Raw genomic sequence first — 21,733 nt, 5'->3', positions numbered from 1 at the left:
CACTTCATTGCTTTGCTGATGCAGGGTCTGGCTGGAGTGCTCGGTGACCGCGTGCAGTTCCTCGGCGGCCGAGGCCAGCTGGTTCGAGGAGTCGGCGATGCGCTGCAGGGTGTTGCGCAGGCTGGCTTGCATGGTCTGCAAGGCTTGCAGCAGGCGCGCCGGTTCGTCCTTGCCGCTGATGCTGAAGCTTTGGCCCAGATCACCCCTGGCGATGGTCTCGGCTACGCCCAGGGCCTGGCCCAGGGGACGCACGATACTGCGGGTCAGCAGCAGGGCCAGGGCGATGGTCAGGGCCACGACCACCAGCAGGATCACCAGCACCATGGCGATGGCACTGTGGAACACCTGGTTGCTTTTCTCGGCGGCGGCGACCCCGCCCCGGGTGTTGATGTCGATGATGCTCAACAGCTCCTTGAGCATGGCGTCGGCGTTGACCAGGAACGATCCGCCGTCGACGATGCTCACCGCGGCCTCTTTGTGGCCCTGCCGGACCTGCTCCAGCACCTGGTGCTGGTCCTTCACATAAGCCGCCCTGGCGTTGAGATAACGCTCGTACGCGGCCCGTTCCTCAGGTTCGCTGATCAACTGTTCGTAGGTGGCCTGCTGGCGGTCCAGTTGCTGTTCGAGCTGTTCGACCCGAGCCAGCAGGGCCTGGACGGCGCTCGCGTCACGGACCACCAGCATGCGCAGGGTGATGGTGCGGATCTGGGTGCTGGTCAGGGCCACGGCATTGGCGGCGACGATGGAGGGTTGCCAGTTCTGGTCGACCTCAAGGGATTGCTGGTTCATGCGCTGCATTTCCAGCAACGAGAAGCCCCCCAGGCCCAGGGCCAGCAAGGCGATCAGGGCGAAGCTCAGCCCTGCGCGGCGGGATATGTTCATCGTTCTCAAGAGCATGACGGTGTTCCTTGTGGCAGCAAAAAGCACAACCGGCGAGGTGAATCGCGGTTGCGTCGGTGCGGCGCGTCATGGAGCGGGCTTCATGGCGCCGTCGGCGTTTTTGCACACAAGGCGGGCGGGAGGCGCATCTGGCGGCGCCTTTGGCCAGCGTCATCCAGTGTAGGCGGGGGCACGTTCCCTGACCGGAAAACCGCTGGATGATATCATAATGACATGCTTGCGGCGCCAGCTGAAGGGATTCAGCCTGAGTGTTTGCGCAGGAAAGCGGCGACAGCACCCGCGCTTTCCGCGGGGTTCACCTGCATGAAGCAATGTTGGCCATCCACTACCAAGGTGCTCAGGCGTGGGTTGATGGCTGCCCAGCGCTTGATCGATCGCGCAACGTAGGGATAGCTGTCGCGGCCGTGAATCACCAGGCTCGGTGTGCGGATCTGGCCCAGGGAATGCCACAACCGCCTGGGGACGGAGCCGAATATCTCTACTTCGCGCTCGGGGGCGCACTTGAGTGCCACGCCTTGGCCATCGTCTTTCAAACCGTATTCGATGTAGGCGGCCAGGGCATCGTCGCACCAGCCCTTGAAGATTCCCCGGTGGGCCAGCGCGGCCTTGGCCGCCGCGCGGTCCGGCCAGTGTCGACGGCGAGTGGCCGCCTTGCGTGCCAGGCTATGGCGGCGGCTCAGGCCCAGCACCGAGAGCACGTTGAGCGAGCCGATCATCGACGGCGTGAAAAGCACCGGGTCGAGCAGCACCGCTCCAGCGAACAGCTGCGGTCGCTCGGCCAGGATCAGGCAGGTCAATACGGCGCCAAAGCTGTGGCCCAGGGCATAGCGTGGTACTGCGCCGTAGGTCCTCAGCCCGGCCTCGAAGGCTTCGGCGGCCAGTTGCGCGGTCCGGTTCCAGCCGAGGAAAGGGCCGCCATGGTCACTGTCGCCGTGGCCCTGGACGTCGCTGAGCCACAGGTCGAAAGACTCTGCCAGCAGCGCCAGCATCGGGCGGTAGGCCATGGCGCAGAAGCCGTTGCCATGGAGAAAGTGCAGCAGCGGCTTGCCCGAAGGCTCGGAGCGCAGGCCGCGCAGGGTGAAGCCTTCGCGGCACGGGTGGGACCAGGGAATCAACTGCATGGAGCCTCGGGGCAGGGTAAGCACAGGCAGGCATTGTCGACGGGCAGGACCTTGAGTCAAGCGTCGATCCGGCCCGGCTCCAGCACTATTGCTCCTTGAGCTGGCGGAACGACAGGCTGATCCGCTCGCCCGCACCAGGGGCCTTGGGAATCGCATGCAGCCACTGGGTCTGCAGTTCATCGGACATGTGCAGCAGCGAGCCACTGGGCAAGCTGTACTCGTGAATCACGCCACTTTGCTTGTGCTTGAACAGCATGCTGCGCGCATGACCCAGGGAGATCACCACCACACCGGTGCCGGCGATCAGTTGTTCGTTGGCGTCGGAGTGAAAGCCCATGGACGATTGGCCGTCCGGGTAGAAGTTGAGCAGGCAGTTGTTGGGGCCAAACCCCAGCAAGCGTTCGATGGCCGGGCACAGTTGGCCAAGCGCTTCGGGCATCGGCACCGCCGGGTAGCTGATCTGCGAGTAGTCATAGGGGACGCCGAAGCTTGCGGTCTTGCGAGCTCGCATGCGTTCGTCCCAAAGCACCGAATGCTTGAGCTGTTCGAACAGGGCATCGGGCTCGGGGATGAAATGGGGGACGAAATCGATATCGGGTGCGCTCATGCTGGGCCTGCCTTGGCTGGGAAAACAATAATCAGTGGGGGATGAGTCGATGAAGGTTCAGCGTCCTGCCTGGAGTTCCAGGGTGCCGCCGCAATGGGCCTGGAGAAATTCTGCGGCCTTGCGGCCCAGCCCGGCCTGGGAGGAGTGGATCGCCAGGACCAGCGGCACTTCGGTCAATGGGTCGATATCCAGGCGCTGCTGGCGGTCGGCGCGCAGGATCAGGGTCAGTTCCGTCCACTGCTCGTCGGCCACGCTGCGGCTGTTGCCATCGGAGTCGATGTTGCACTTAGGGCCCCACAGGTGTTCGGCGACCAGGGGAAAGGCCGGGCGAGGGCCGGGGGCGTGGAGCAGGAATGTCGGCATGGGATCGGGCTGGAAGGTAGCGGACACCGACGGTATCTCGCCCTCGATGCCCGACGCAAGCGGTGGCGCGGTTCAGCCGCCGTTGGCGCTGAGAATACTCGCTACCTGGCGTGGCTGGCAGTTGAGGTAGGCCGAGGATTTGAGCCAGCGTTTATCGGGATACCAGGAGAACATGAACTGGCCGTCCTTGAGCTTGTCTATCACCTGGCGCGCGACCTGTGGGCGTACCGCCGGGCAGCCCTGGCTGCGGCCGATGCGGCCCTGGCGTTGGCTCCACAGTGGGTTCACATAGTCGGCGGCATGGATCACGATGTCACGATCGCGAGCGCGATCGTTGATGCCAGGTTCGAGGCCGTCCATGCGCAGCGAGTAGCCGTGGCTGCCTTCATAGCTTTCCTGGGTGCGAAACAGGCCCAGGCTGGACTGGTAGCTGCCCAGGCGATTGGAGAATTGGGTGGCGAAGTTTTCCCCGGATTTTTGCCCATGGGCCACCAGGTCGCGCAGCACCAGCTTCTTGCTGCGCAGGTCGAAGATCCACAGGCGCCGGGCGGTGGACGGCTGGGAATAGTCGATCACCGCCAGGTGCCGGGCTTGCCGGGCGCCGCTGTTGACTGCGCATTGCATGGCGTTCAGGGCGCTTTTCAAGGCCTGGGGATTGAGTTCCGGAGCGGCGTGGGCGAGGCTGCTGTACAGCGCCGGGCTGGTAGTGGGGTGGGGCTTGCTGGCGGCGTAGGAAGGACTGCAAATGGCGCCCAGGGCGATGGCCGCCAGGTAGAATCGGCACAAGAAGGTCAACATGTATAGAGCATCCCCATGGTCACTTTGGCTCCTGACGTCCTGTCGTCTCCCCGGCAGTCTGGTCTATATGTTTAATACCCAGGCCTGATTGTTTTCCACATCTGCCGTAACGCTAGGCCCTCACCTTGAGGGCTACGGATTGGAGTAAAGCAGTTGTTCAAAAAACACGCATGTTACTTGAGCCTGTGGCTGCTCGCTGCGCCATTGGTCGCGCTGGCCGACGATCTGCCCCAGGTCGCGGCGAGCCCTGTGCAGGACACACCGGCGCAACTGACGGTGGCCTGTCCGGGCCTGGCTACGCGTTTCGATCTGCCGACCCAGCAACTGCTGCAGGCGTTTTACCACCAGCATGGCGAGCAACCGGCATGGGCGGTCGAGGGCCGGCTGGGCAAGTTGCAGGCGCAGCTGGCGCAGATGGTCGACGACGGCCTGGACCCGGGGCGCTACCACCTGCCGCCCAGCAGTGCCGCGAGCGACGGCTTGTGCACCGATATCGATATCACCCATCAGTATCTGCAGGCCCTGCAGGACCTGCACTATGGGCGCCTGTCGCAAACGCGGTTCGAGCCCCTGTGGCGTGCCCAACCGCTACCCGACAATCGCCAGAGCGTGTTGCTGGCGATCGCCGTGCCAGGGCTTGAGGATCTTGCGGCCGCCTTCGACCAGGCACGCCCGAGCCTTGAACAGTATCGCAACCTGCGCCAGGCCTATGCCCATGAGCGCCAGCAGCCCTTGCCCCACTGGCAGGCCGTGGCCGGTGGCCCGTTGCTCAGGCCGCACATGCAAGACAAGCGCGTTCCTGAGTTGGCCCAGCGTCTGTATCACGGCGGCTTCCTGCAAAGCCCCAGTGTCGATGCCGACAACACCTATGGCGGCGAGCTGGTGGATGCCGTGAAGAGCTTCCAGCTCAGCCACTCGCTGCAGGCTGATGGGGTGATCGGCGCCGGTACCTTGAAGGAGCTGAATGTCAGCCCGGCGTTGCGTCGCGAGCAACTGCGCATCAATCTGGAGCGCTTGCGCTGGATGGCCCAGGACTTCGAGCCCAACATCGTGCTGGTGAATGTCGCCGCGGCGCACCTGAGTTTCTACCAGCATGACGCCGTCGTCTGGCAGACCCGTACCCAAGTGGGGCGCGCCGAGCGCCAGACGCCATTGCTCAAGTCCCAGGTCACGCGCTTGACCCTGAATCCGACCTGGACCGTGCCGCCGACCATCCTCAAGGAAGACAAACTGCCGGAAATCCGCCGTGACCAGGGTTTCCTCAATCGCCAGAACCTGCAGGTGCTGGACGCCAATGGCCAACCCCTGGCCGCCGCGGATATCGATTGGGACCGTCCGGGCAATATCCTGCTGCGCCAGGGCGCCGGGCCGCGCAACCCCCTGGGACGCATCGCCATTCGTTTCCCCAATCCGTTTTCCGTGTACCTGCACGACACCCCGAGCCAGGCGCTGTTCAGCAAGGGACCACGGGCTTTCAGCTCCGGCTGCGTGCGGGTCGAGCAAGCGTTGCAACTGCGCGACTGGCTGCTCAGCCCGGCAGAGCGCCTGCGGACCAACGAGTTGCTGGCGACCGGCGTGACCCATGAGTTCCGCCTGGCCAAGCCGGTGCCGATCCTGCTCAGCTACTGGACGGTGCAGGCCGACAGCCATGGGCAGTTGCTGTACGCGCCGGATATCTATGGGCATGACGAGGTGCTCTCGAGCGCCCTGGGCACAAAGATCTGAAGCTCGCCAAGGTACTCGCAGGCCGGACTTGAGGTATCGTGTGCGGCCTTTTTTTGCGATCGACCAGAGCCTCGCCATGCCATTGAACAAACGCCAGCAAGCCGCGACGGAGCGCTTGCTGGCCAAGACCCTCACCCAAGCCTGTGAAACGGCCAAATCGTTGCTCGAGGGGTTTTCCTGGCTGACCCACGAAGTGGATTACGCGGCGTTCCCCTCCAGCCTGGTGGTGGTCTGGGTCTTCGACACCCAGGCCCACAAGGAGCAGGCCCTGGCCGCCGGGCAGGCGGCACGGATGATCGAACTCACGTCCTGGGCACTGGAGGAGGCGGGCGTCTGCCTTGCATCAGTAGCGGCCCACGTATTCTTCGACAGTGAAGAGCAATGCCAGCGGATCAGTGGTGGTGATTGGGCCCCACGCCTGGCGCGCCTGCGACCGGGGCGGGGCTGAGATGGCCAAGGAAATCGACAACCCCTGCATCGCCCTGTGCCAGCTCAGCGGCGACTTGTGCGTGAGCTGTGGCCGCACCAAGGACGATATCCGCAAGTGGAAACGCATGAAGCGCCCGGAGAAGATGGCCGCCGTGCAACGGGCCAGTACCCGGCTCAAGGCCCTGCGCAAAAAGCAGGGCTGAGACCAAGAGCTGCGCGGCTTGGCTACACCCCTTGGTGGCGCATGGCCAGGATGGTGCTGCCGAAGAAGATGAAGGTGGAGCCCACGACCCGGTTGACCCATTTGGACAATGCCGGACGGGTCAGCACGCCTTTGGCCCGGGAGGCCAGCAGGGCATAGATGCTCAGCGAGGTCAGCGACAGGGCCATGAAGATCAGGGTCAGGATGAAGAACTGCGGCAGCAGGGCGGCATGCTGGTCGATGAACTGCGGGAACAGCGCGGTGAAGAAGATGGTTGCCTTGGGGTTGGTGGCGGCGGTCAGTAACGCCGACTTGAACAGCTTGAATCGCGGCGGGGTGCTGACGCCCTGGTTATCCAGGCTGTTGGCGCTGAGCAATGGGCTCTTGCTGAGCAACTGCTTGGCACCCAGGTAGAACAGGTAGCCGGCGCCGAGGATCTTCACGGCGTTGAATATCCATTCGGAACTGGCGATCAGCGCCCCCAGGCCCAGCATGGCTGCCGCAGACATGCAGAACAGGCCGCTGATATTACCCAGGGATGACCACAGGGTGGACTTGGCGCCGTAGGTCACGCTGTTGTGCAGCGCCACCAGGGTGGCCGGGCCAGGACTGGCGATGGAGATGGCGGCGACCAGGGTGTAGGTGAGGATCGAGTGGGCATCCATGGCTTGGACTCGTTCGGAGGAGGAGGCTGGATTCTACAGGACAAAACGCCGGGAAAGCTTCTGCGACACGCTTCGCAAGTACCGGCTAGAGCGCTAGGTGGTAGACCACCGGGTCACTGGGCGAGGCGATCACCAGGCTTTGGCCGCGGCAGGAAAAGCCAAAGGCCCGGCAGCTGTTAAAGGGGCGGGGTGGATGTGCCGGGCGCCGTAGAGCCAGGAGCCCGGTTCGACCAGCACAAGGCGTAGTTCGAGCAGGTGATGGTGTGGGCCAAACACCTGCAAGCCGATGCGAGTCTCGAATTTCCAGCACCGCTGGCCCCTGCGGCTATTGGTAGTTCATCGTAAAGGTCAGCACCGTGTTTGCGCTGCCTGGCGTCACTCGCTGGCCGGTCTGGTAGTAAGCCGCCCTGAGTGGAATTGTGTACGAGCCGCCTGTGGCACGGTTGTAGTTGGTCAACACATATTGAGTCCTGTACTTCAGCGCGTTGCCGTTGCCGTCTTTGAGTTGCAAGCCGATTCCCGTGGCCGTCGAATCGCCTGATAGCGCCAACACGCCATTGGCGGCATCCAGCACGGCGTTGATCGGAATGAACTGGTACTGGATCGCATTCAGGCCCGCCGGGCAGGCATTGACGCCGAGATTGAAAGCGACTGCGGGGGTCGTTGTGCCGACTCCCTTGAAAACCGATTGCTTGTGCGATCCCATGCTGACCGTCACGTCCGGGGTGGTGCAGGCTGCCACTTTGATGATCGTACTGGTCAACGAGAACGTTTTTCTTCCATCCGTTGGCGTCCTGTAGCCGCCGCCGTCCGAGATCGTAACCGAGGCCTCGAGCATCGGGCCACCCGCGAAAGTACCAGGAGTAATGGGGCCGGTCTTCACGAGCGCCATCTGCGCCTGGCCACCATTGGTGACGGTACCTCCGCCGTTGCAGGCCTGGCCTGTCCAACCTTCCCCAAAACCTTCATTACCTGCCCCCTGACTCATCCAGCCCATCCAGCCCATCCAGCCACAAGAGTTTACAAACGGACGAACGCCGATCGCGACTCCTACGCCAGGGAGGTTGGTATTCCAGACGTAATAAGTACTTCCGTTTGGCCCCATCACACTCAGTGGCGCTCTTGTCAGTGACAAGGTTCTGAAAACAGTTCCCGTGCCGCCCGTGTAGGTAGTTACACAATTAAAATAGTTGTTCGTTGCCGCCGTAGATACCCACGGCGTCAATACCGTCCCGACAGCCGCGTCGCGGGGCACGGTCACCGATACGGGCATCGACACCGCAATCGTCTGCGCAACCCCCGTACAACTATTCGCGAATGCTGCGCGTGCGCCGAGTCCGAGCCATAGGGTCGCCAGCGTGAGCAGCCAGAACACGGCATGTTGTTTCCGGTGCGCGTGTTTCGCCAGCGCGTCTTCTGACGTCAGGATGCCTTGATGCTCCCTGGAGTTTCTCTCGATCAATATAGGCATACGGCCTCCGCGTCGATCCAGCGTTGCGTGTTTCCGGTCTTTTTCGCCGCTGGCAACGCGTACTGGAGCGAACACTGCTGGGAGGCCCTATCGCCCCACTTCACATGCAAGGTTCCCGTATCGGCCTTCACGCCTCGCAGCACGATGCGGCCCGCCTGCGCCACGGTGCCAACACTCCTTCGGCCCTCGTCAGTGACTTCGGCGCCGAAGGGGATGGGGCCGCCGTCTTTCATGCGCACGCGCATGATGACGGCGCGTCCGCCCCCGTCTGTTTCAAACTTCAGCCGCACAACGGCGCCTGCGGTGGGCGCCACATGCTGCGCGCTCGACTTCAACTCGACGCTCATCGGCAGACCTTTCGGATCGATTTCGACTTCGTTGGTCGAAAACGGCGTCAGGCTGGACACGAGCGCATGGCCGAACGGATCGATGCGCAGGCCGCTGCCCGCTGTCACACGGGCGCCGCTGGCATTCTTGGCCTCGACCACCGCCATGGTTTCACCCATGGTCGGGGTAAATGCGAGCCCGCCGGCATAGGCCACCATGCCGCCCGAGAGGCCGGCGCCATACTGTTTGTAGCCGGTGCCCTTCGAGGCATTGGCCGCCAACGTGGTGTACGGCGACAGGTAGGAAACGTTGCCGCCCACGTTGGAGGTCGAACCTGCGCCGCTGCCGCTTGTGTGACCCGCGGTCACGCCATAGCTGAGCGCATTGTCGATACCCAGCGACCCCGTCATCGACTGTTGGGCCATTGTCGAGCCATTGCTGTCACGCTGCAGGCTGGTGGACGCATACAGGGGTTTCCCGCCGAAGCTCAGCGGAGTCGACAGGTTCAGCATGAGGCGGTTGTCCCATCGGCTTTGCAGGACATCGAACTGGCGCGAGGCCGATATGCTGTAGTTCAAGCGCCCGAAGGTATTGTTATAGCCAGCCTGGTACTGCGTGTCGTTGCCCTTGCGATCCCAGTAGTTGACCGTCGAGCCCGAGAGGTAGAGCGACCCCCAGCCTGCCATCAGGCTCTGGTTCAACGTGACCTGAAATTGCCCACGACGGATTCCGTCGAAAAACAGCCGATTGCCACGATCTCGATCTCTCGGCTCACCACGCCATTGCATCGCATCGCGCAGACCCAAGTAGCCGCTACTGGAATAGCGATAGGCAGCCACCGTGATATTGGTATCGGTCGGGCTGATCAATTTGCTGTATGAGAGCTTCGCACTCTGGCCACGACGCGTGGGGGCGTTGGGAAGTTCGGTGTTGGCCTGCGAGATATCGAGCGCGAAAGCCCCCAATCCGGTATTGAGCGCGGTGCCGACCACGGCCGTTGTATAGCCGCGCGCTGCCGTCAGCCCGCCGTAGCCGGTCAGCAGGTTGGTGAACCCATGCTGGACTGTCGCCTGAAACAGCGACGGCTCGTCCGACAGCAGGGGGTTGCGGTATTGGCCAGCGGTCAGGCTGAACTGCGTGATGCCGGGTCGCAGCGAATTGACGACCGAGGCATAGGGCACCTTGAAGGTACGAATACCGCCATCGGCCTCGGTCACCATGACATCCAGGTCCCCTCCGTAACCGGTCGGGTAGAGATCGTTGATTTCGAACGGGCCGGTCGCGACATTGGCGCTGTAGATGATGTTGCCGTTCTGGCGTATCTGCACCAGTGCATTGCTGTTGGCAACCCCACGGATGGTCGGCGCATAGCCGCGTTGCGACTCTGGATACATGCGTTCATCGCTTGCCAGCTGGACGCCCCGAAAGCCCACGCTGTCGAACATCATGCCGTTGGTAAACGCTTCACCGATCACGAACTGCGACTTCATTCCCGGTAACGAGCGCCAGAGATTCGTTTGCACGCTCTGGTAGTGCGATCCGTTATACGAGTCGCGCGTGTAGTTGCCGTTATGGCGCAAACGCCAAGGCCCGAGGTTCAGGCCGCCCGTCAAGCCCAGATAACCCTGTGTCGATGAAATGCCTTGGTTCTCTGAACGGTACATATTGCCGTTGTATGACAGCAGCGCCGCCGGCACGCCTTCGTCCCAATAGCGGGGGTCCACGTAGCCGCGCGCCGTACGGCTCAGCGAGGCCTGGGGGATGCTGATGTCCAGGCGCTGTTCACCGTTATCAAAGAGGGCGCTCGCCTGTGGCACCAACCTTTCAAGGACGGCACATAGCCGGGCCGTTTCAGTCAGCATGCTGGCTGCGTCCTGGCTCAGCTTCGAAATATCGACACCTACCCTTAGCAGAAGCTCTCGGTCAAAGCAGGGCCGGACATTGTTCGGATCATCGCCGACCTGCCGTAGCGTGATCTCCGAGCGGCCGATCCAGCTTGTATTGACGAACAGATCCGCGCGATACGCCCCGGGCAACGCCGCATTACTTTTGTTAAAGCGGCTCAGGTCTACGGACGCGCCGTCAGGTTGCTGCAGGAACAGGGCATTGAATCGAACGTCCGCGACTTGGGCGGCATCCGTCTCCCACGCCATTGTCTGTGCCGACGCGGATACCGAGAGCGCGAACAGGCAGACCCTGCTTGAGCTTCGGCGCAATGCCAGCTGTAAGGTAGAAGTGTGTTGCATCACGATAGCCCGAGGAAATTTGGGCAAACCAACCCCCTACCCATTCGTCAGGCATGATTGGTTTGGCAATGAACGGGAAGCAGGCTAGAGGCCCTAGCCGCTCTTCGTGGAATGGAAGCGGTGATCTCGTGTTACGGCAGCGGCGCGGCACCGCCTGCCCGCAGCGGCGTCTCGCCGCTGACCGCGCCGCCGTAGTCGTTCAGGAACGTGTAGCGCACGCGGGCACCTGCCGCAGGCAGTGCGTCGCCTTTCAAGGGAAAGGCTCGCGTCTCGCCAGGCTTGACCATGCCACCATCGTCGAAAGTCGCGCTACGGGTCCCCGACAGCACACTGATTTCAGTCAAAGAGACATAGAACGGCGTGGGGTTATGCGTCTCGATGGCTGGTCGGCCATCTATCTGCATGAGCCGCCAAGTGAGCTGCGCCAGCGCGTCGGCAGACGAGCCGGGAAGGTTCTCCGGACGATAGAACAGCTTGATGCGCGAACGAAATGCAAACTGGAGCCGGTTTGCGTCCGCGTCCTTCGCGCTCGGCTCAGGTGGCACTTCCAAAACGTTGAGCCAGAACACCGTCTCGCGATCCTTCGGCAGTGATTCACCGGTGTACACAATACGCAACGTCTGGGACTTGGCCGGGTCAATACGTGTGATCGGCGGCAGCACGGTAAACGGCACCTGAATAGCCGATGGCGTGTTGTACACCTGCCCATCATCAATCCATGACTTCACGAGTGCCGGGGCTCGGCCTTCGTTGGACATCTTGAGTGTGATCTCGGACTCGCGTTCGTCGTAGATCACGCGCGTGCCTCCGATTACGACCGAGGCTTCAGCAGGCATCGTCAGATAGCCGAAGGATGCAAAGTACGTCATGGCTGCGGCTCTGAATGCTTTTGAGGGCGTCATGGCAGGTTTCCATACCGGTAGTTAGAGAGAGGGCGAATACACGCCCACTCGACCCTAGTTCAGTAAGATCAACTCTCTATTCACTGGTAAACGAGCGTATACATGACACTCGAACTCGCCGCACCGGCTGTTGCAGTTCCGGTCGCCACGTATTGTGCGTAGAAAGGAAGCGTGGCACTGCCGCTTCCGTCAATGCCCACGGATTGCGAGTTTTGGCTGGCGTCGGCAGCGCCGATCTTGATCGCGGTGAGGTCGTTGTTCAGCACGCCGATTTCGACGTTGGAGGCACCGCCCGAATTCAGAACCAGATTGCCGGTGGCCGTGTTGACCGTTGAGCCCGGTTCGAAGTAGCTATGAACGTTGCCGGACTTTGGCGTGCAATCGGACAAGGCGATACTGAACGGTGTACGGCCGGCTGTTTGGCCCGTGCTAGCCAGAGCGCTGCTCGACACCGTTGGCAGCGTGACCGTGAAGTCATTCGAGCCACTGCCGTTGCCGTTGATCTTGCAGGTTTGCGCGGTCACGTTGCCGGTGAATGTGATCCTACCGTCTGCACAGAACGCGGCAGGTGATACACCGATGCAAGAAGCCAGAACCACAAGAGAGAGTTTGCTAGTGAGTTGTTTCATGGTCGTAGAGATCCCAAAAGACAGGCCGAATATCGATCGTCGGATGCAGTCACACCGAGTGTTGAACGATTTACATTGTGTTGCGGTTCGTAGACTAACAATCGCCCCTCGTACTTGGAGTTAGACGATTCTGAAAGACGGCGGCCTGGGATATCTCCACGTATGTTCTTTTCACTTCCCCCCTATTTACGCACTGATCACTGCTCTATTAGCGATGTTGCCAACACAGCCGATTCTGAAGCACTCACTTGAAGCGCCCGTGTGCATCCAGCACCGTTGACCTGAACTGAGCCGCAACGCCGTTTTGAACCGGGGCAATTTGAAAATGCGCTGCTGGTCCCGCAGCCGGGCATGCTTGAAATCTCTTTTTGCACTCAAACGCCACGTTGTTCCAAGCACTGTCAGAGCCGTCGCCCTACATCATTGCTTCAATCGATAGTTATCATCAAAAAGTGGTGGTTCCGTTTTTCCTACAAAGGAGGAAGATAGCCCTCATACCGTGTTTGTTGCAGAAGGAAATACCCGATGAGAATCTCGACTTTGCTAGCCCTTGTCGTTGTCTTGCTCACGGGAACCGGCACTTCTGCAGTGGCTTCGGCCGCCGATGACATGAGCTGCCACTTCCTGCCCATGGCCGACAGCGGCGCCAACCTGCAGCACGCACAATCGGTTGGTGTGCTGTACAGCGAGAACACCCTCAATACCCTGGAGTACCTGGAGCATTACCATTCGGTAGCGCTCAATGGCGCGAAGAACGCCGGTCTCGATCCTCGTATCAGCCAGGCCTTCGTCAATAGCTCCGATCCGAAACTGGCCATCAACTGGCTGATGGCTTCGTTACAGAAACACTTCGCTTCGGTGACCGTCTACGACAATCTCGATGCCGTGGTCCAGGCCCATCCCGATGTGGTGGTGATGCTCGATACCTATAACCAACTGGTGAGCAAACGCAACAATCGGGTCGAGGCGCGGTTCATCGCCAAGTTCTACGATGCCAACCTGCAGTACATAGGCCAGGCCGAGGGCCTGCGTGCCAAGGACATGCCTTCGGTGTGGGTGCGGGGCAAGGCGGCACCGGAGATCGCGGCCCAGATCAACCAGCAGACCGAGTTGCAGGTCGATGCCTTGAAGCAGTTCGATGTTTCGCTCAAGGCCCTGGTGACCCAGGATGAAGCCGGGCAGATGGCGGCTAAATAAACCAAGCGATCGAGGTATTGATTAAAGCCCCGAGTGATCGGGGCTTTTTTATGGCCTGTCGCTGGCGTGGCACTCGATGGTGGCCTTTTACTATTGCTGGTCTGCCTCTAGAATCCGCCCCAGCCGCTCCGGCCATGGAGGGGCAGAGCCATCTTTCAAGGAAGTCATAATGAAGTTCGTCAAGATTCTGGGTGCCAGCCTGGCACTTGCGCTGGCCGGTTGTGCCAGCTTCACCATGAATGAAGTCGCGCCGGTGACGATGCCGTCGATGGCCAGCTACACCAACAAGCCGAATGTCTTCGTGGAGTTCATGTTCTATCAGGGCTTGCCGACCAGTGCTTCTGCAATCGAAGTGTCTGCTGCCCGGGAAGAACTCAAGCCGAAATTGCAGAAACTGCTGACCGACTCCGAGTTGTTCGGTCGAGTCACCATGGATGAGTTCGAGAAGCAGCCGGGTGACTACAAGTTGCGCCTGAAGGTCTATAACCACCCAGCCAACGGCGGCGAGCTGTTTTTTGCTTTTATCAGCGGCCTGACACTGGGGGTGGTGCCGGCGATGGCCCATGACCAATACAGCATGAGCCTGGAAGTGCTCGACGCCCAGGGGCAGCGCGTGGGCATGGGCAATAACCACGATGGTGTCGAAACCTGGATGGGGATCCTGATCTTGCCGTTGGTGGCCTACACCCCACGCCAGGCGGTCACCGATACCTTCGGTCGCCAGGTCAATGCATTGCTCAAGCAGATGGTCGAGCAGAACCAGGTCAAGTACTCATCGCTAAAGGCCGTCGAGACTCGCGGTTGATAGAGCCTGGTTGACATCGATCGCTAGCGTCCTGTGTGCTGCGAAACGATACCTGGCCAAGGGGCCGCCCCTACAAGAGGCGGTCCCTTTTTCATTGCAGTGTTTGCTACTGGTTACTTCAGGGCCTGGATGAACAACGGATCGCTGTACAGGTTCTTGAGCAACTCGCGTACCAGCGGATTGTAGGCATGGGCCGCGTTGGGAATGGCGATGGCTCCGATGAAGCTGCTGTCCCAACTGCTGCTGGCCTGCTTGGTCGCCTCGTACAGCACCTGGTCACTCTTGCTCAGGGTGAAGCGTGCTGCAACCTGGCCACTGCCGCTGCCCACACCGGCCTCCAGTTGGTTAGTCACGATCAGTACCTGGAGCTGGCGCGGGGCTTTCGGGTCGAGGAGGCCGGCCCGGCGCAGCTCTTCATTGAGACCTTCCTGAATGTGCTGGCTGATACTGCCGCTGGGGGAGCGGATGGGGTTGGCTCGAACCGATAATGAGCCCTGGCCCGGCGCAGCTGTCACCTGGGCGCCAGCGATGGGTTGCAGCGGTTGCTGCTGCTTGAGGCGCTGGACGTTGTCATAGCTGGGTTCGTAGCGAGTCATGGTCACGCCACAGCCTTGCAACAACAGGGCAAGCAGCGGGATCAACAGCAGGGATTTTTTCACGGCAGTTCCTTGCGTGAGTTCATTGGATAGGGCGCGCGATTATCGAGAGCCCATGGCCACCTGACAATGCTCCTGCGGAAAATTCGACTCGCAGGCCTGAGGTACTGCCCAGGGCCTGAACCCGGTCCAGGTCGAACCGGGTTGTTTTGTGCGGGGCAGGCAGAGCCTCAAGGTGCGCCGAACATTGCGGTCCAGTAGATGCCGGCATCGCTTTTCGGGTCCACCGCATAGGCCGCGCCCAGCTCACGGTAGGCTGGGTTCATCAGGTTGGCGCAATGCCCGGGGCTGGCCAGCCAGCCGTCCACCACCTTGCGCACGCTGTCCTGGCCGGCCGCGATGTTTTCGCCCACTTGCTGGCCGGCGTAACCTGCCAGTTCCGCACGATCGCCGGGGGTGCGCCCGTCGCGATCCTTGTGGTCGAAATAGTTCTGGTTGGCCATGGCCCGGCTGTGGTCCTGGGCGGTTTCGCCCAGGGTGGCGTTCCAGGCCAGGGGCGTGGCGGCGGCAAAACCCTGCTCGCCACATTGCCGGGGCTGGTTGCGGGCGCTGTTGATCTGCGCCAGCAGTTGCTGGCCCTCGGCCTGCCAATCGCCCAGGCGCGCCGACAATAGCGGGCGGGCCAGGACGATGCGCCACTGGGTGGCCTGGCGATTGACTGCGATATCGACGAACTGCGGATCCAGCACCACCTGGCAGAAGCTCTCGCGGATCGCCTGCATTGCCGCCTGGGCATCACGCGGGCCGGAGAGGCTGATGGCCTGGACGTTGACCATGGGGTAGGCCGCCCGCGCGAGGGCCTGTTGCAGATCGCCGGCGTTGTCCACCGGAAGGATCAGGCGCGGGTCGCTGGCCAGCGGTGGTAGTTCGGACGAGGCCTGGTTGGCGCAGCGTTGCGGCTGGCTGCGGTAGGCGTTGATCGACTCGATCAGCTGCGCCTGGTCATCGGCCATGGCCCCGGCCGGGCCCAGTAGGGCCAGGGACAGGGTGGCGACGGGCAACAGCAATGAGCGCATGGACATGAAGGTCTCCCAGGAATCGGACGCGCCCATGATGCACTCGCCGCCAGGGCTTTTCACCCATTGGCGGATGAAACCGGCGTCAGCCGGAACGCCTCAGTAGAAGTCGTAGTACAGCGCCCATTCGCCGCTGTCCCGGTGCTTCCAGAACATCAGGCTGCCACTGTCCACCACGTTGAGATTGATCTTGGCGTCAGAGGAAATCTGCATCACGAATTCGAAGCCTTCGCCCGGGTCGATCCCCGACTGGCAGAACGATGGGTAGCCCCCCAGCTTGTGTTCGTAGCAGTGGGTGGTCAGGTCGTAGTAGCACTCGATGCGGCCGGAGCGTTCCAGTTCGAGGATTTCCAGCTCCAGGTCCCGGGGCACGCCGCCGCCGTCCCACAGCGGGTAGTCGGCGGGCACTGCCTCGGCTTTGAGCGGGAAGGGCTTGAGAAAGGCCTTCTCGGCCGTCAGCTCCTTGCGCACCAATACGTCCTCGTCACGGTATTCGCGCACCAGCCAACGCTCGCCCATGGGTTCGAGCTCATCGGGAAAGGGGTTGGCGATGAATACCGTGAGTACCTTGATGCCTTGCAAATGCGGGCTGCTAAAGGGCAGGGAGGGCAAGTGGAACTGGGCGAAGGGCAGAAGGGTTTCTCCCGCGCTGTTGATTGGCAGCTCTTCGTCTTCGCGAAACAGGAAGACTCGGCCCAGCCAACTCTCTTCATCACTATGGCTGGGGCGAAAACCGCCGGCGCTGAACTTCAGCGCCGGTTTGGCCAGTCGGTCCTGGATGCTCTGGATGTCCATGGTCAAGTACAGCGTCCTTTATGGGGGGAACGGGAGCGCGATCATACAAAAGCCGCGCCTGGCGCGCAGCGCCCGAATGCGCTTCGGGCACTGCGTTGGCGGCTTTAGAACTGCGGCGTGTATTTCACGCTGAGCATGAAGTTGCGCGGGTCGCCAAAGCTGTTGTTGCCATCCAGTTGGTTGTAGCCGGAGATGTAGTAGTGCTTGTCGAACAGGTTGTAGGCATTGAGCGCCAGGCTGACCTGGTCGTTGAGCTGGTAGGCGATACGTGCGTTCCAGACGGTGTAGCCCGGTACCTTGTAGCTTCGCTCGTAACCCAGGGTATGGCTCTGGCTGGTGAAGCCCAGGCCGGTGCTGACCTTGCTCCACTCACCGTCCAGGCGATAGTCGCCCCACACCCGCAGCATGTGTTTCGGGGTCCAGGTGCTGAAGATCCGCCCCTGTTCCTGTGGGTCCTTGAGAAACTTGGTGGTGTTGTAGGTGTAGCCCGCGGACAGTTGCAGGCGATCCAGCACTTCGCCACTGACTTCGGCTTCCAGGCCTTGGCTGCGCACCTGGCCCGAGGCGGTGGAGCAGTACCAGCCATCACAGGCAAAACCCGAGGCCTTGTCCTGGACGGCGCGGTTCTTCTGGTCGTAGCGGAACAGCGCCAGGGACGTGTTGACTCGGCCATCGAGCAGTTCGCCCTTGAGCCCCACTTCATAGTTGGTGCCGATCACCGGTTGCAGCACCGAGCCGCTGGCGGTGCGTGAGCTCTGGGGTTCGAACACATCGGTGTAGCTGGCGTAGAGCGACCACTGGCGGCTCAAGTCATAGATGAAACCGGCGTAGGGCGTGACTTCGCCGTTGTTGGTCATGGTACTCGGCGACTGCACCGTGGCCTTGCGCGTGATGGCTTGGTAATCGGTGGCATCGTAGCGATAGTCGTACCAGCTCACACGCGAGCCCAGCACCAGGGTCAAGTCCTGCACCGGCTTGATCCGCCAACTGCCGTACAGGCCTTTCTGGCGGATGTCGTAGCGGCTGTGGGTGCCACGGCCACCGGGAGTATTGAGCAGGCTGTCGTAGCTGATGGGCGGCCGGTCATGCTCGATGGCGAAGATGTTGCCGCCATTGTTGAAGGTGCGGGCAAACACGTCGTCGCTGGTCATCTTCGAGTAGTTGCCACCCAGGGTCACTTCCTGCTCCATGGACAGGCCCTCGAAACGTCCCGTGAGGTTCATGTCCAGGCCGATCTTGGTGTTGTCGAAATCGGTGACCCAGTCGGCGTACTGCAAGCCGCTGCCGTCGGCATCGAGGCCGTCGGCGATGGTCTGGGTGCGCTGTTGGGTCGAGTCGTTGTCTTCGCTCATGCGCACGGCTCCGACCTTGAACGTCCAGTCCGGGTTGAAGCGATGCTCCAGGTCGGCGTACAGGGTGGTGATGTTGATCTGTGAATGGTTCCAGCGGGCACCGCTGTAAGTCGAGCGGGGTACATCGACCGGGCTGCCATCGGCGTGCCGCGGCAGGCCGCGGATCATCGGCCGCGATTCGGCTTCCGAGCGGCTCACGGCCAGGCCCAGGGTGGTGTCGTCGCTGAAGTCGAAATCCAGGGCGCCATAGAGTGAGTGGGTCTTGCTCCACTGCTTGTCGATGAATGAATCACTCTGGTCTTCGTCCAGCACCACACGTCCGCGTAGCGTGCCGGCATCATTCAGGGGGCCGCCGGCATCCAGTTGCAGGCCATAGTGGTCCCAGGACCCGGCCTTGCCGGTCAGGGTCACGGTCGGGGCGTCCTGGCCGCGCTTGCGCACCAGGTTGATCGCGCCCCCCGGGCTGCCAGTGCCCTGCAGCAGGCCGGAGGCGCCGCGCAACACTTCCAGGCGGTCGAAGAAAATCAGGTCCTGGGTCGCCCAGTTGCCCAATGAGTAGGTGTTGCGTGGGATCGGCACGCCATCGTATTGCCAATCGTCGATCTGGAAGCCCCGCGACGACAGGATCATGCCTTTGCCGACCCCTTGCACACCCACCAGGCCGGTGGTCTGGTTGGCGGCGGCCTTGAGGTCGGTGAGGCCCTGGTCATCCAGTTGCTTGCGGGTCATGACCGTGACCGATTGCGGGATTTCTCGCAGGCTGTGCTGGCCCTTGCCGATGGTCACGGCGCGTGCGGCATAGGAGTTGGAGCCCTCGGTGGTGGCGCTGTCGAACTCGCTCTCGACGATGTCGGTCATGCCCAGTTGCAACCCGGCAACACCGGCGGGGAGCGGCTCGACGCTGAAGTGGCCGCTGGCCGTGACCCGCAGTTGCAGGCCGCTGCCGACCAGGGCGGCGTGCATGGCCTGGGTCGGCGTCATCGTGCCGTTCACTGCTGGCGCCTGCTTGCCCGAGACCAGGCCTGGGTCCAGGGACAGAACGACACCGCTCTGGCCGGCAATGGCATTGAGCGTCACCGCCAGCGGCCCGGCTGGCAGGTTGAAGGACCGGGACTGCTCCTGGGCCAGGGCCGGGCCGCTCAGGGCAGTCACGGCGATGGCGACGGGAAAGGCATGGAACCAAGGGTTGCGCACGAAATTCTCCTGATTGCGTTGAAGTGTCAGGAGATAGGTGGGACGAAAAATGAAAACCAGACACGAATGAGAGTTATTTTTAAAAAATATCCGCTCTCAACTGTGTGGCTGGATCACCGTGAACCAGGGGCCGTAGCGTTCAATGCGGATGGGCAGGGTCTGGGCCAGTGCATCCAGGGCCCGCTCTGGCTCATCCAGGGGAAACACGCCTTGTACTCGTAGCTGGCTGATCGCTGGGCTGACTCGGATATAGCCCCGGCAATAGGGGCGTAGCGCGGCAATGACCTGCTCGAGGGAGTCATCCAGCACGCTCAAGCGGCCGTTGAGCCAGTCGCCACGGTATGCCTGGTCCTGCGCCAGCAGTTCGATCCGCCCAGGATGCAGCAGTGCGGCCTGGCCTTGCTGCAAATCCTGTTCATGGCCGGTTCGCAGGCGCAGGCGCACCGAGTGTTCCTGTACCACGATCCGGCTCGCATCGGTTTCCTGGCTCACCAGGAAGCGTGTGCCCAGGGCCTGGACCTGGCCCTGGAGGGTTTGCACCCGCAGGGGGCGCCGGGAATCGCTGGCTACCTGGATCAGCAACTGCCCGTGACGCAGGACCAGCAGCCGTTGCTGGTCGTCGAAACTCAGGTCCACGGCACTGTCGGCATCCAGGCTCAGGCGGCTGCCGTCGGCCAGGGTGAAATCCCGGCGCTGGCCGCGGCCGGTGCTGAGGTCCGCCAACAGGGTTTCACCATAAGGTGTGCGAGTGCCCAGCCACAGGCCGCTACCCAGCAGGCCGAGTCCGACCAGGCCGCGTAGCAGTTGCCGGCGCGAGGCGTGGGGGCTGAGCAGCAACTGCCGTGCTTCGCCCGCTTGCCCTGGCAGGCGCTGGTCGAGGGTGCGCAAGGTATTGAACGACGTCCCCAGCTTGGCTTGCAGTTGCTGCCAGGCTTGGGCGTGGGCAGGATCGCTGGCCAGCCAGGCGGCCAACTCCTGCTCCAGGCGTGGGTCGGCGCCGCCAGCGCGCAAGCGCACCATCCACTCGATGGCCTGCTCGATCTCCGGGTCCAGGCGTTGTCGGCTCACAGGCCCAGCTCACTCAGGTAGCACTGGCGCAAGGCCTGTTTCATGTAGCGGCTGACGGTGCGTTCGGACAATTGCAGTTTGTTGGCGATTGCCACATAGCTCAGGCCATCGAGCTGGCTGTAGAGGAAGGCGGTCTTGACGATCATCGGCAGGCCATCCAGCGCACGATCGATCGCCACCAGGGCCTCGATCAGCAGCAATTGTTCTTCGGGGGAGGGCGCGAGTAATTCCGGCAGGGCGCTCAGGCGTTGCAGGTAGGCCTGCTCCAACTGGCGCCGACGATGCCGGTCGAATACCAGGCGCCTGGCGATGGTGGACAGGTAGGCCCGAGGTTGTTCGATGCTGTCCGGGTCGACCTGGGCGCTGAGCAACTGGCAGAAGGTATCTGCGGCGGTGTCTTCGGCATCGGCACGGTTGCCCAGGCGTTTTTGAATGTGTTGCAGCAACCACCGGTGATGGTCACTGAAAAAGAAGCCCAGCTTGTTGCTCGAAGATGAGTGCACCGTTGGCCGCCGAGATGTGAGTGTGAATCGTTCTCAATAGTACAAGGGCGTCAAACAGGACTGCAATCGTCGCATGAGGGCGCTATGGCCCTCACCGATTGGCACGGCATGGGAGGAACGGTTTCAGCTTTCACGGCCGTGGGCCGCGTCGGCCAGCTGCAGGGTATCGACTCGCACGAATAGTGAGTCGCCGATGGCCGTGAGCACGTCGCCGGCATACACCTCGCACACCACCCGGCTCTTGCGTGCCACTTCACCTTCGACCCGGGCCCGCAGGGTCAGGGGCACGCCCATGGGGGTCGGCTTGATGAACTTGATCCCCAGATTGCCGGTCACGCAGTCGATGCGCGGCAGGCTGCCCGGGGCCCGCTGTTCGTTGCGGTAGTGGTAGGCCATGGCGGTCCAGTTGGAGTGGCAGTCCACCAGCATGGCGATCAGGCCGCCATACACCAGGTCCGGCCAGCCGCAGTACTTGGCCTCCGGCAGGTGCTCGGCGAGCACGTGGATACCGTCCTCGTGCCAGTGGCTCTTGATGTGCAGGCCGTGATGGTTGCTGCTGCCGCAGCCGAAGCAGACGCCCTCGGGCGCGGTGGTGTCTTGCAGGGAAGTCGCGTGCATGGTTGTTCTTCTTGTCCTTGACGATGGTCTGGCGGGTATCGCGGTCGGCCATGATGCCCGTGGTGGTGCCACAGGCCAAGGTCTGCGGCGGTGCCGGGAAAGGATTTGCGCCAGCGTCCCTGTGACGCATTGATTGCGGCGGAT

21 protein-coding genes and 1 pseudogene are annotated in these 21,733 nt (G+C 62.1%); 5 read left to right on the top strand and 17 right to left on the bottom strand.

The window, feature by feature from the left end:
• Positions 1–126: 126 nt before the first annotated feature.
• The 5 genes and pseudogenes from ATY02_RS36660 to ATY02_RS19910 all read right to left on the bottom strand — a co-directional run.
• Positions 127–882, bottom strand: a pseudogene (locus ATY02_RS36660) (MCP four helix bundle domain-containing protein); the annotation flags it as partial.
• Positions 883–1,139: 257 nt separating this feature from the next.
• Positions 1,140–2,021 carry an alpha/beta fold hydrolase gene (locus tag ATY02_RS19925; RefSeq protein WP_068586940.1) on the bottom strand — a complete coding sequence of 294 codons (882 nt, stop codon included), beginning with the start codon at positions 2,019–2,021 and terminating at the stop codon, positions 1,140–1,142.
• Positions 2,022–2,106: 85 nt separating this feature from the next.
• Complete coding sequence (locus tag ATY02_RS19920) at positions 2,107–2,628, bottom strand: alpha-ketoglutarate-dependent dioxygenase AlkB family protein (RefSeq protein WP_068586938.1); 522 nt, start codon at positions 2,626–2,628, stop codon at positions 2,107–2,109.
• Positions 2,629–2,685: 57 nt separating this feature from the next.
• Positions 2,686–3,018 (bottom strand): hypothetical protein, encoded by a 333-nt coding sequence (locus ATY02_RS19915; RefSeq protein WP_228022205.1) that lies wholly within the window; start codon positions 3,016–3,018, stop codon positions 2,686–2,688.
• A gap of 45 nt (positions 3,019–3,063) precedes the next feature.
• Positions 3,064–3,789 (bottom strand): murein L,D-transpeptidase catalytic domain family protein, encoded by a 726-nt coding sequence (locus tag ATY02_RS19910; protein ID WP_068586935.1) that lies wholly within the window; start codon positions 3,787–3,789, stop codon positions 3,064–3,066.
• A gap of 153 nt (positions 3,790–3,942) precedes the next feature.
• On the opposite strand from ATY02_RS19910, the gene ATY02_RS19905 reads away from it, so the two are divergent.
• The 3 genes from ATY02_RS19905 (at position 3,943) to ATY02_RS19895 (ending at position 6,146) form a co-directional block, all read left to right on the top strand.
• Complete coding sequence (locus tag ATY02_RS19905; protein ID WP_068586933.1) at positions 3,943–5,514, top strand: L,D-transpeptidase family protein; 1,572 nt, start codon at positions 3,943–3,945, stop codon at positions 5,512–5,514.
• Positions 5,515–5,590: 76 nt separating this feature from the next.
• On the top strand, positions 5,591–5,962 hold the full coding sequence (locus ATY02_RS19900) for a hypothetical protein (RefSeq protein ID WP_068586953.1): 372 nt from the start codon (positions 5,591–5,593) through the stop codon (positions 5,960–5,962).
• A gap of 1 nt (position 5,963) precedes the next feature.
• Positions 5,964–6,146 (top strand): DUF1289 domain-containing protein, encoded by a 183-nt coding sequence (locus tag ATY02_RS19895; RefSeq protein WP_068586931.1) that lies wholly within the window; start codon positions 5,964–5,966, stop codon positions 6,144–6,146.
• A gap of 22 nt (positions 6,147–6,168) precedes the next feature.
• Here ATY02_RS19895 and ATY02_RS19890 read toward each other — a convergent pair whose 3' ends face one another.
• From ATY02_RS19890 to ATY02_RS19870, 5 genes are all read right to left on the bottom strand, one after another.
• Positions 6,169–6,810: a LysE family translocator gene (locus tag ATY02_RS19890; protein WP_068586928.1), complete on the bottom strand. Its 642-nt coding sequence runs from the start codon at positions 6,808–6,810 to the stop codon at positions 6,169–6,171.
• Positions 6,811–7,135: 325 nt separating this feature from the next.
• On the bottom strand, positions 7,136–8,281 hold the full coding sequence (locus ATY02_RS36135; RefSeq protein WP_083235962.1) for a fimbrial protein: 1,146 nt from the start codon (positions 8,279–8,281) through the stop codon (positions 7,136–7,138).
• Positions 8,269–10,854, bottom strand: a complete 2,586-nt coding sequence (locus ATY02_RS19880; RefSeq protein WP_083235964.1) for a fimbria/pilus outer membrane usher protein — start codon at positions 10,852–10,854, stop codon at positions 8,269–8,271. Before ATY02_RS19880 ends, ATY02_RS36135 begins: the two co-directional genes overlap by 13 nt.
• Before the next feature lie 131 nt (positions 10,855–10,985).
• Positions 10,986–11,756: a molecular chaperone gene (locus tag ATY02_RS19875; RefSeq protein ID WP_068605672.1), complete on the bottom strand. Its 771-nt coding sequence runs from the start codon at positions 11,754–11,756 to the stop codon at positions 10,986–10,988.
• An 80-nt stretch (positions 11,757–11,836) separates the two neighbouring features.
• Positions 11,837–12,385, bottom strand: a complete 549-nt coding sequence (locus tag ATY02_RS19870; protein WP_068586913.1) for a fimbrial protein — start codon at positions 12,383–12,385, stop codon at positions 11,837–11,839.
• Positions 12,386–12,910: 525 nt separating this feature from the next.
• Here ATY02_RS19870 and ATY02_RS19865 point away from each other — a divergent pair.
• Positions 12,911–13,582, top strand: coding sequence for an ATPase (locus ATY02_RS19865; protein WP_068586911.1), 672 nt, complete (start codon positions 12,911–12,913; stop codon positions 13,580–13,582).
• Positions 13,583–13,751: 169 nt separating this feature from the next.
• Complete coding sequence (locus ATY02_RS19860) at positions 13,752–14,387, top strand: hypothetical protein (RefSeq protein WP_068586909.1); 636 nt, start codon at positions 13,752–13,754, stop codon at positions 14,385–14,387.
• A gap of 113 nt (positions 14,388–14,500) precedes the next feature.
• Here the strand turns inward: ATY02_RS19860 and ATY02_RS19855 are convergent, their stop codons facing one another.
• From ATY02_RS19855 to ATY02_RS19825, 7 genes are all read right to left on the bottom strand, one after another.
• Entirely contained in the window at positions 14,501–15,046 is a 546-nt protein-coding gene (locus ATY02_RS19855; RefSeq protein WP_068586907.1) for a hypothetical protein, read from the bottom strand.
• A gap of 167 nt (positions 15,047–15,213) precedes the next feature.
• Positions 15,214–16,065: a CAP domain-containing protein gene (locus tag ATY02_RS19850; RefSeq protein ID WP_068586925.1), complete on the bottom strand. Its 852-nt coding sequence runs from the start codon at positions 16,063–16,065 to the stop codon at positions 15,214–15,216.
• 93 nt (positions 16,066–16,158) lie between these two features.
• Entirely contained in the window at positions 16,159–16,854 is a 696-nt protein-coding gene (locus ATY02_RS19845) for a DUF1963 domain-containing protein (RefSeq protein WP_068586923.1), read from the bottom strand.
• A gap of 104 nt (positions 16,855–16,958) precedes the next feature.
• Positions 16,959–19,400 carry a TonB-dependent siderophore receptor gene (locus tag ATY02_RS19840; RefSeq protein ID WP_068586905.1) on the bottom strand — a complete coding sequence of 814 codons (2,442 nt, stop codon included), beginning with the start codon at positions 19,398–19,400 and terminating at the stop codon, positions 16,959–16,961.
• Between the two features lie 96 nt (positions 19,401–19,496).
• Positions 19,497–20,468 carry a FecR family protein gene (locus ATY02_RS19835; protein WP_068586903.1) on the bottom strand — a complete coding sequence of 324 codons (972 nt, stop codon included), beginning with the start codon at positions 20,466–20,468 and terminating at the stop codon, positions 19,497–19,499.
• Entirely contained in the window at positions 20,465–20,971 is a 507-nt protein-coding gene (locus ATY02_RS19830; protein WP_068586901.1) for a sigma-70 family RNA polymerase sigma factor, read from the bottom strand. The genes ATY02_RS19835 and ATY02_RS19830 overlap by 4 nt, the downstream gene beginning before the upstream one ends.
• 123 nt (positions 20,972–21,094) lie before the next feature.
• Positions 21,095–21,589, bottom strand: a complete 495-nt coding sequence (locus ATY02_RS19825) for a PaaI family thioesterase (protein ID WP_068586899.1) — start codon at positions 21,587–21,589, stop codon at positions 21,095–21,097.
• Positions 21,590–21,733: the final 144 nt, after the last annotated feature.

Source organism: Pseudomonas sp. BIOMIG1BAC, assembly GCF_001705995.2.
Lineage (GTDB): Bacteria > Pseudomonadota > Gammaproteobacteria > Pseudomonadales > Pseudomonadaceae > Aquipseudomonas > Aquipseudomonas sessilinigenes.
Note: the sequence above shows the minus strand (reverse complement) of the source record. Positions and strands in the feature narration are given on the sequence as shown.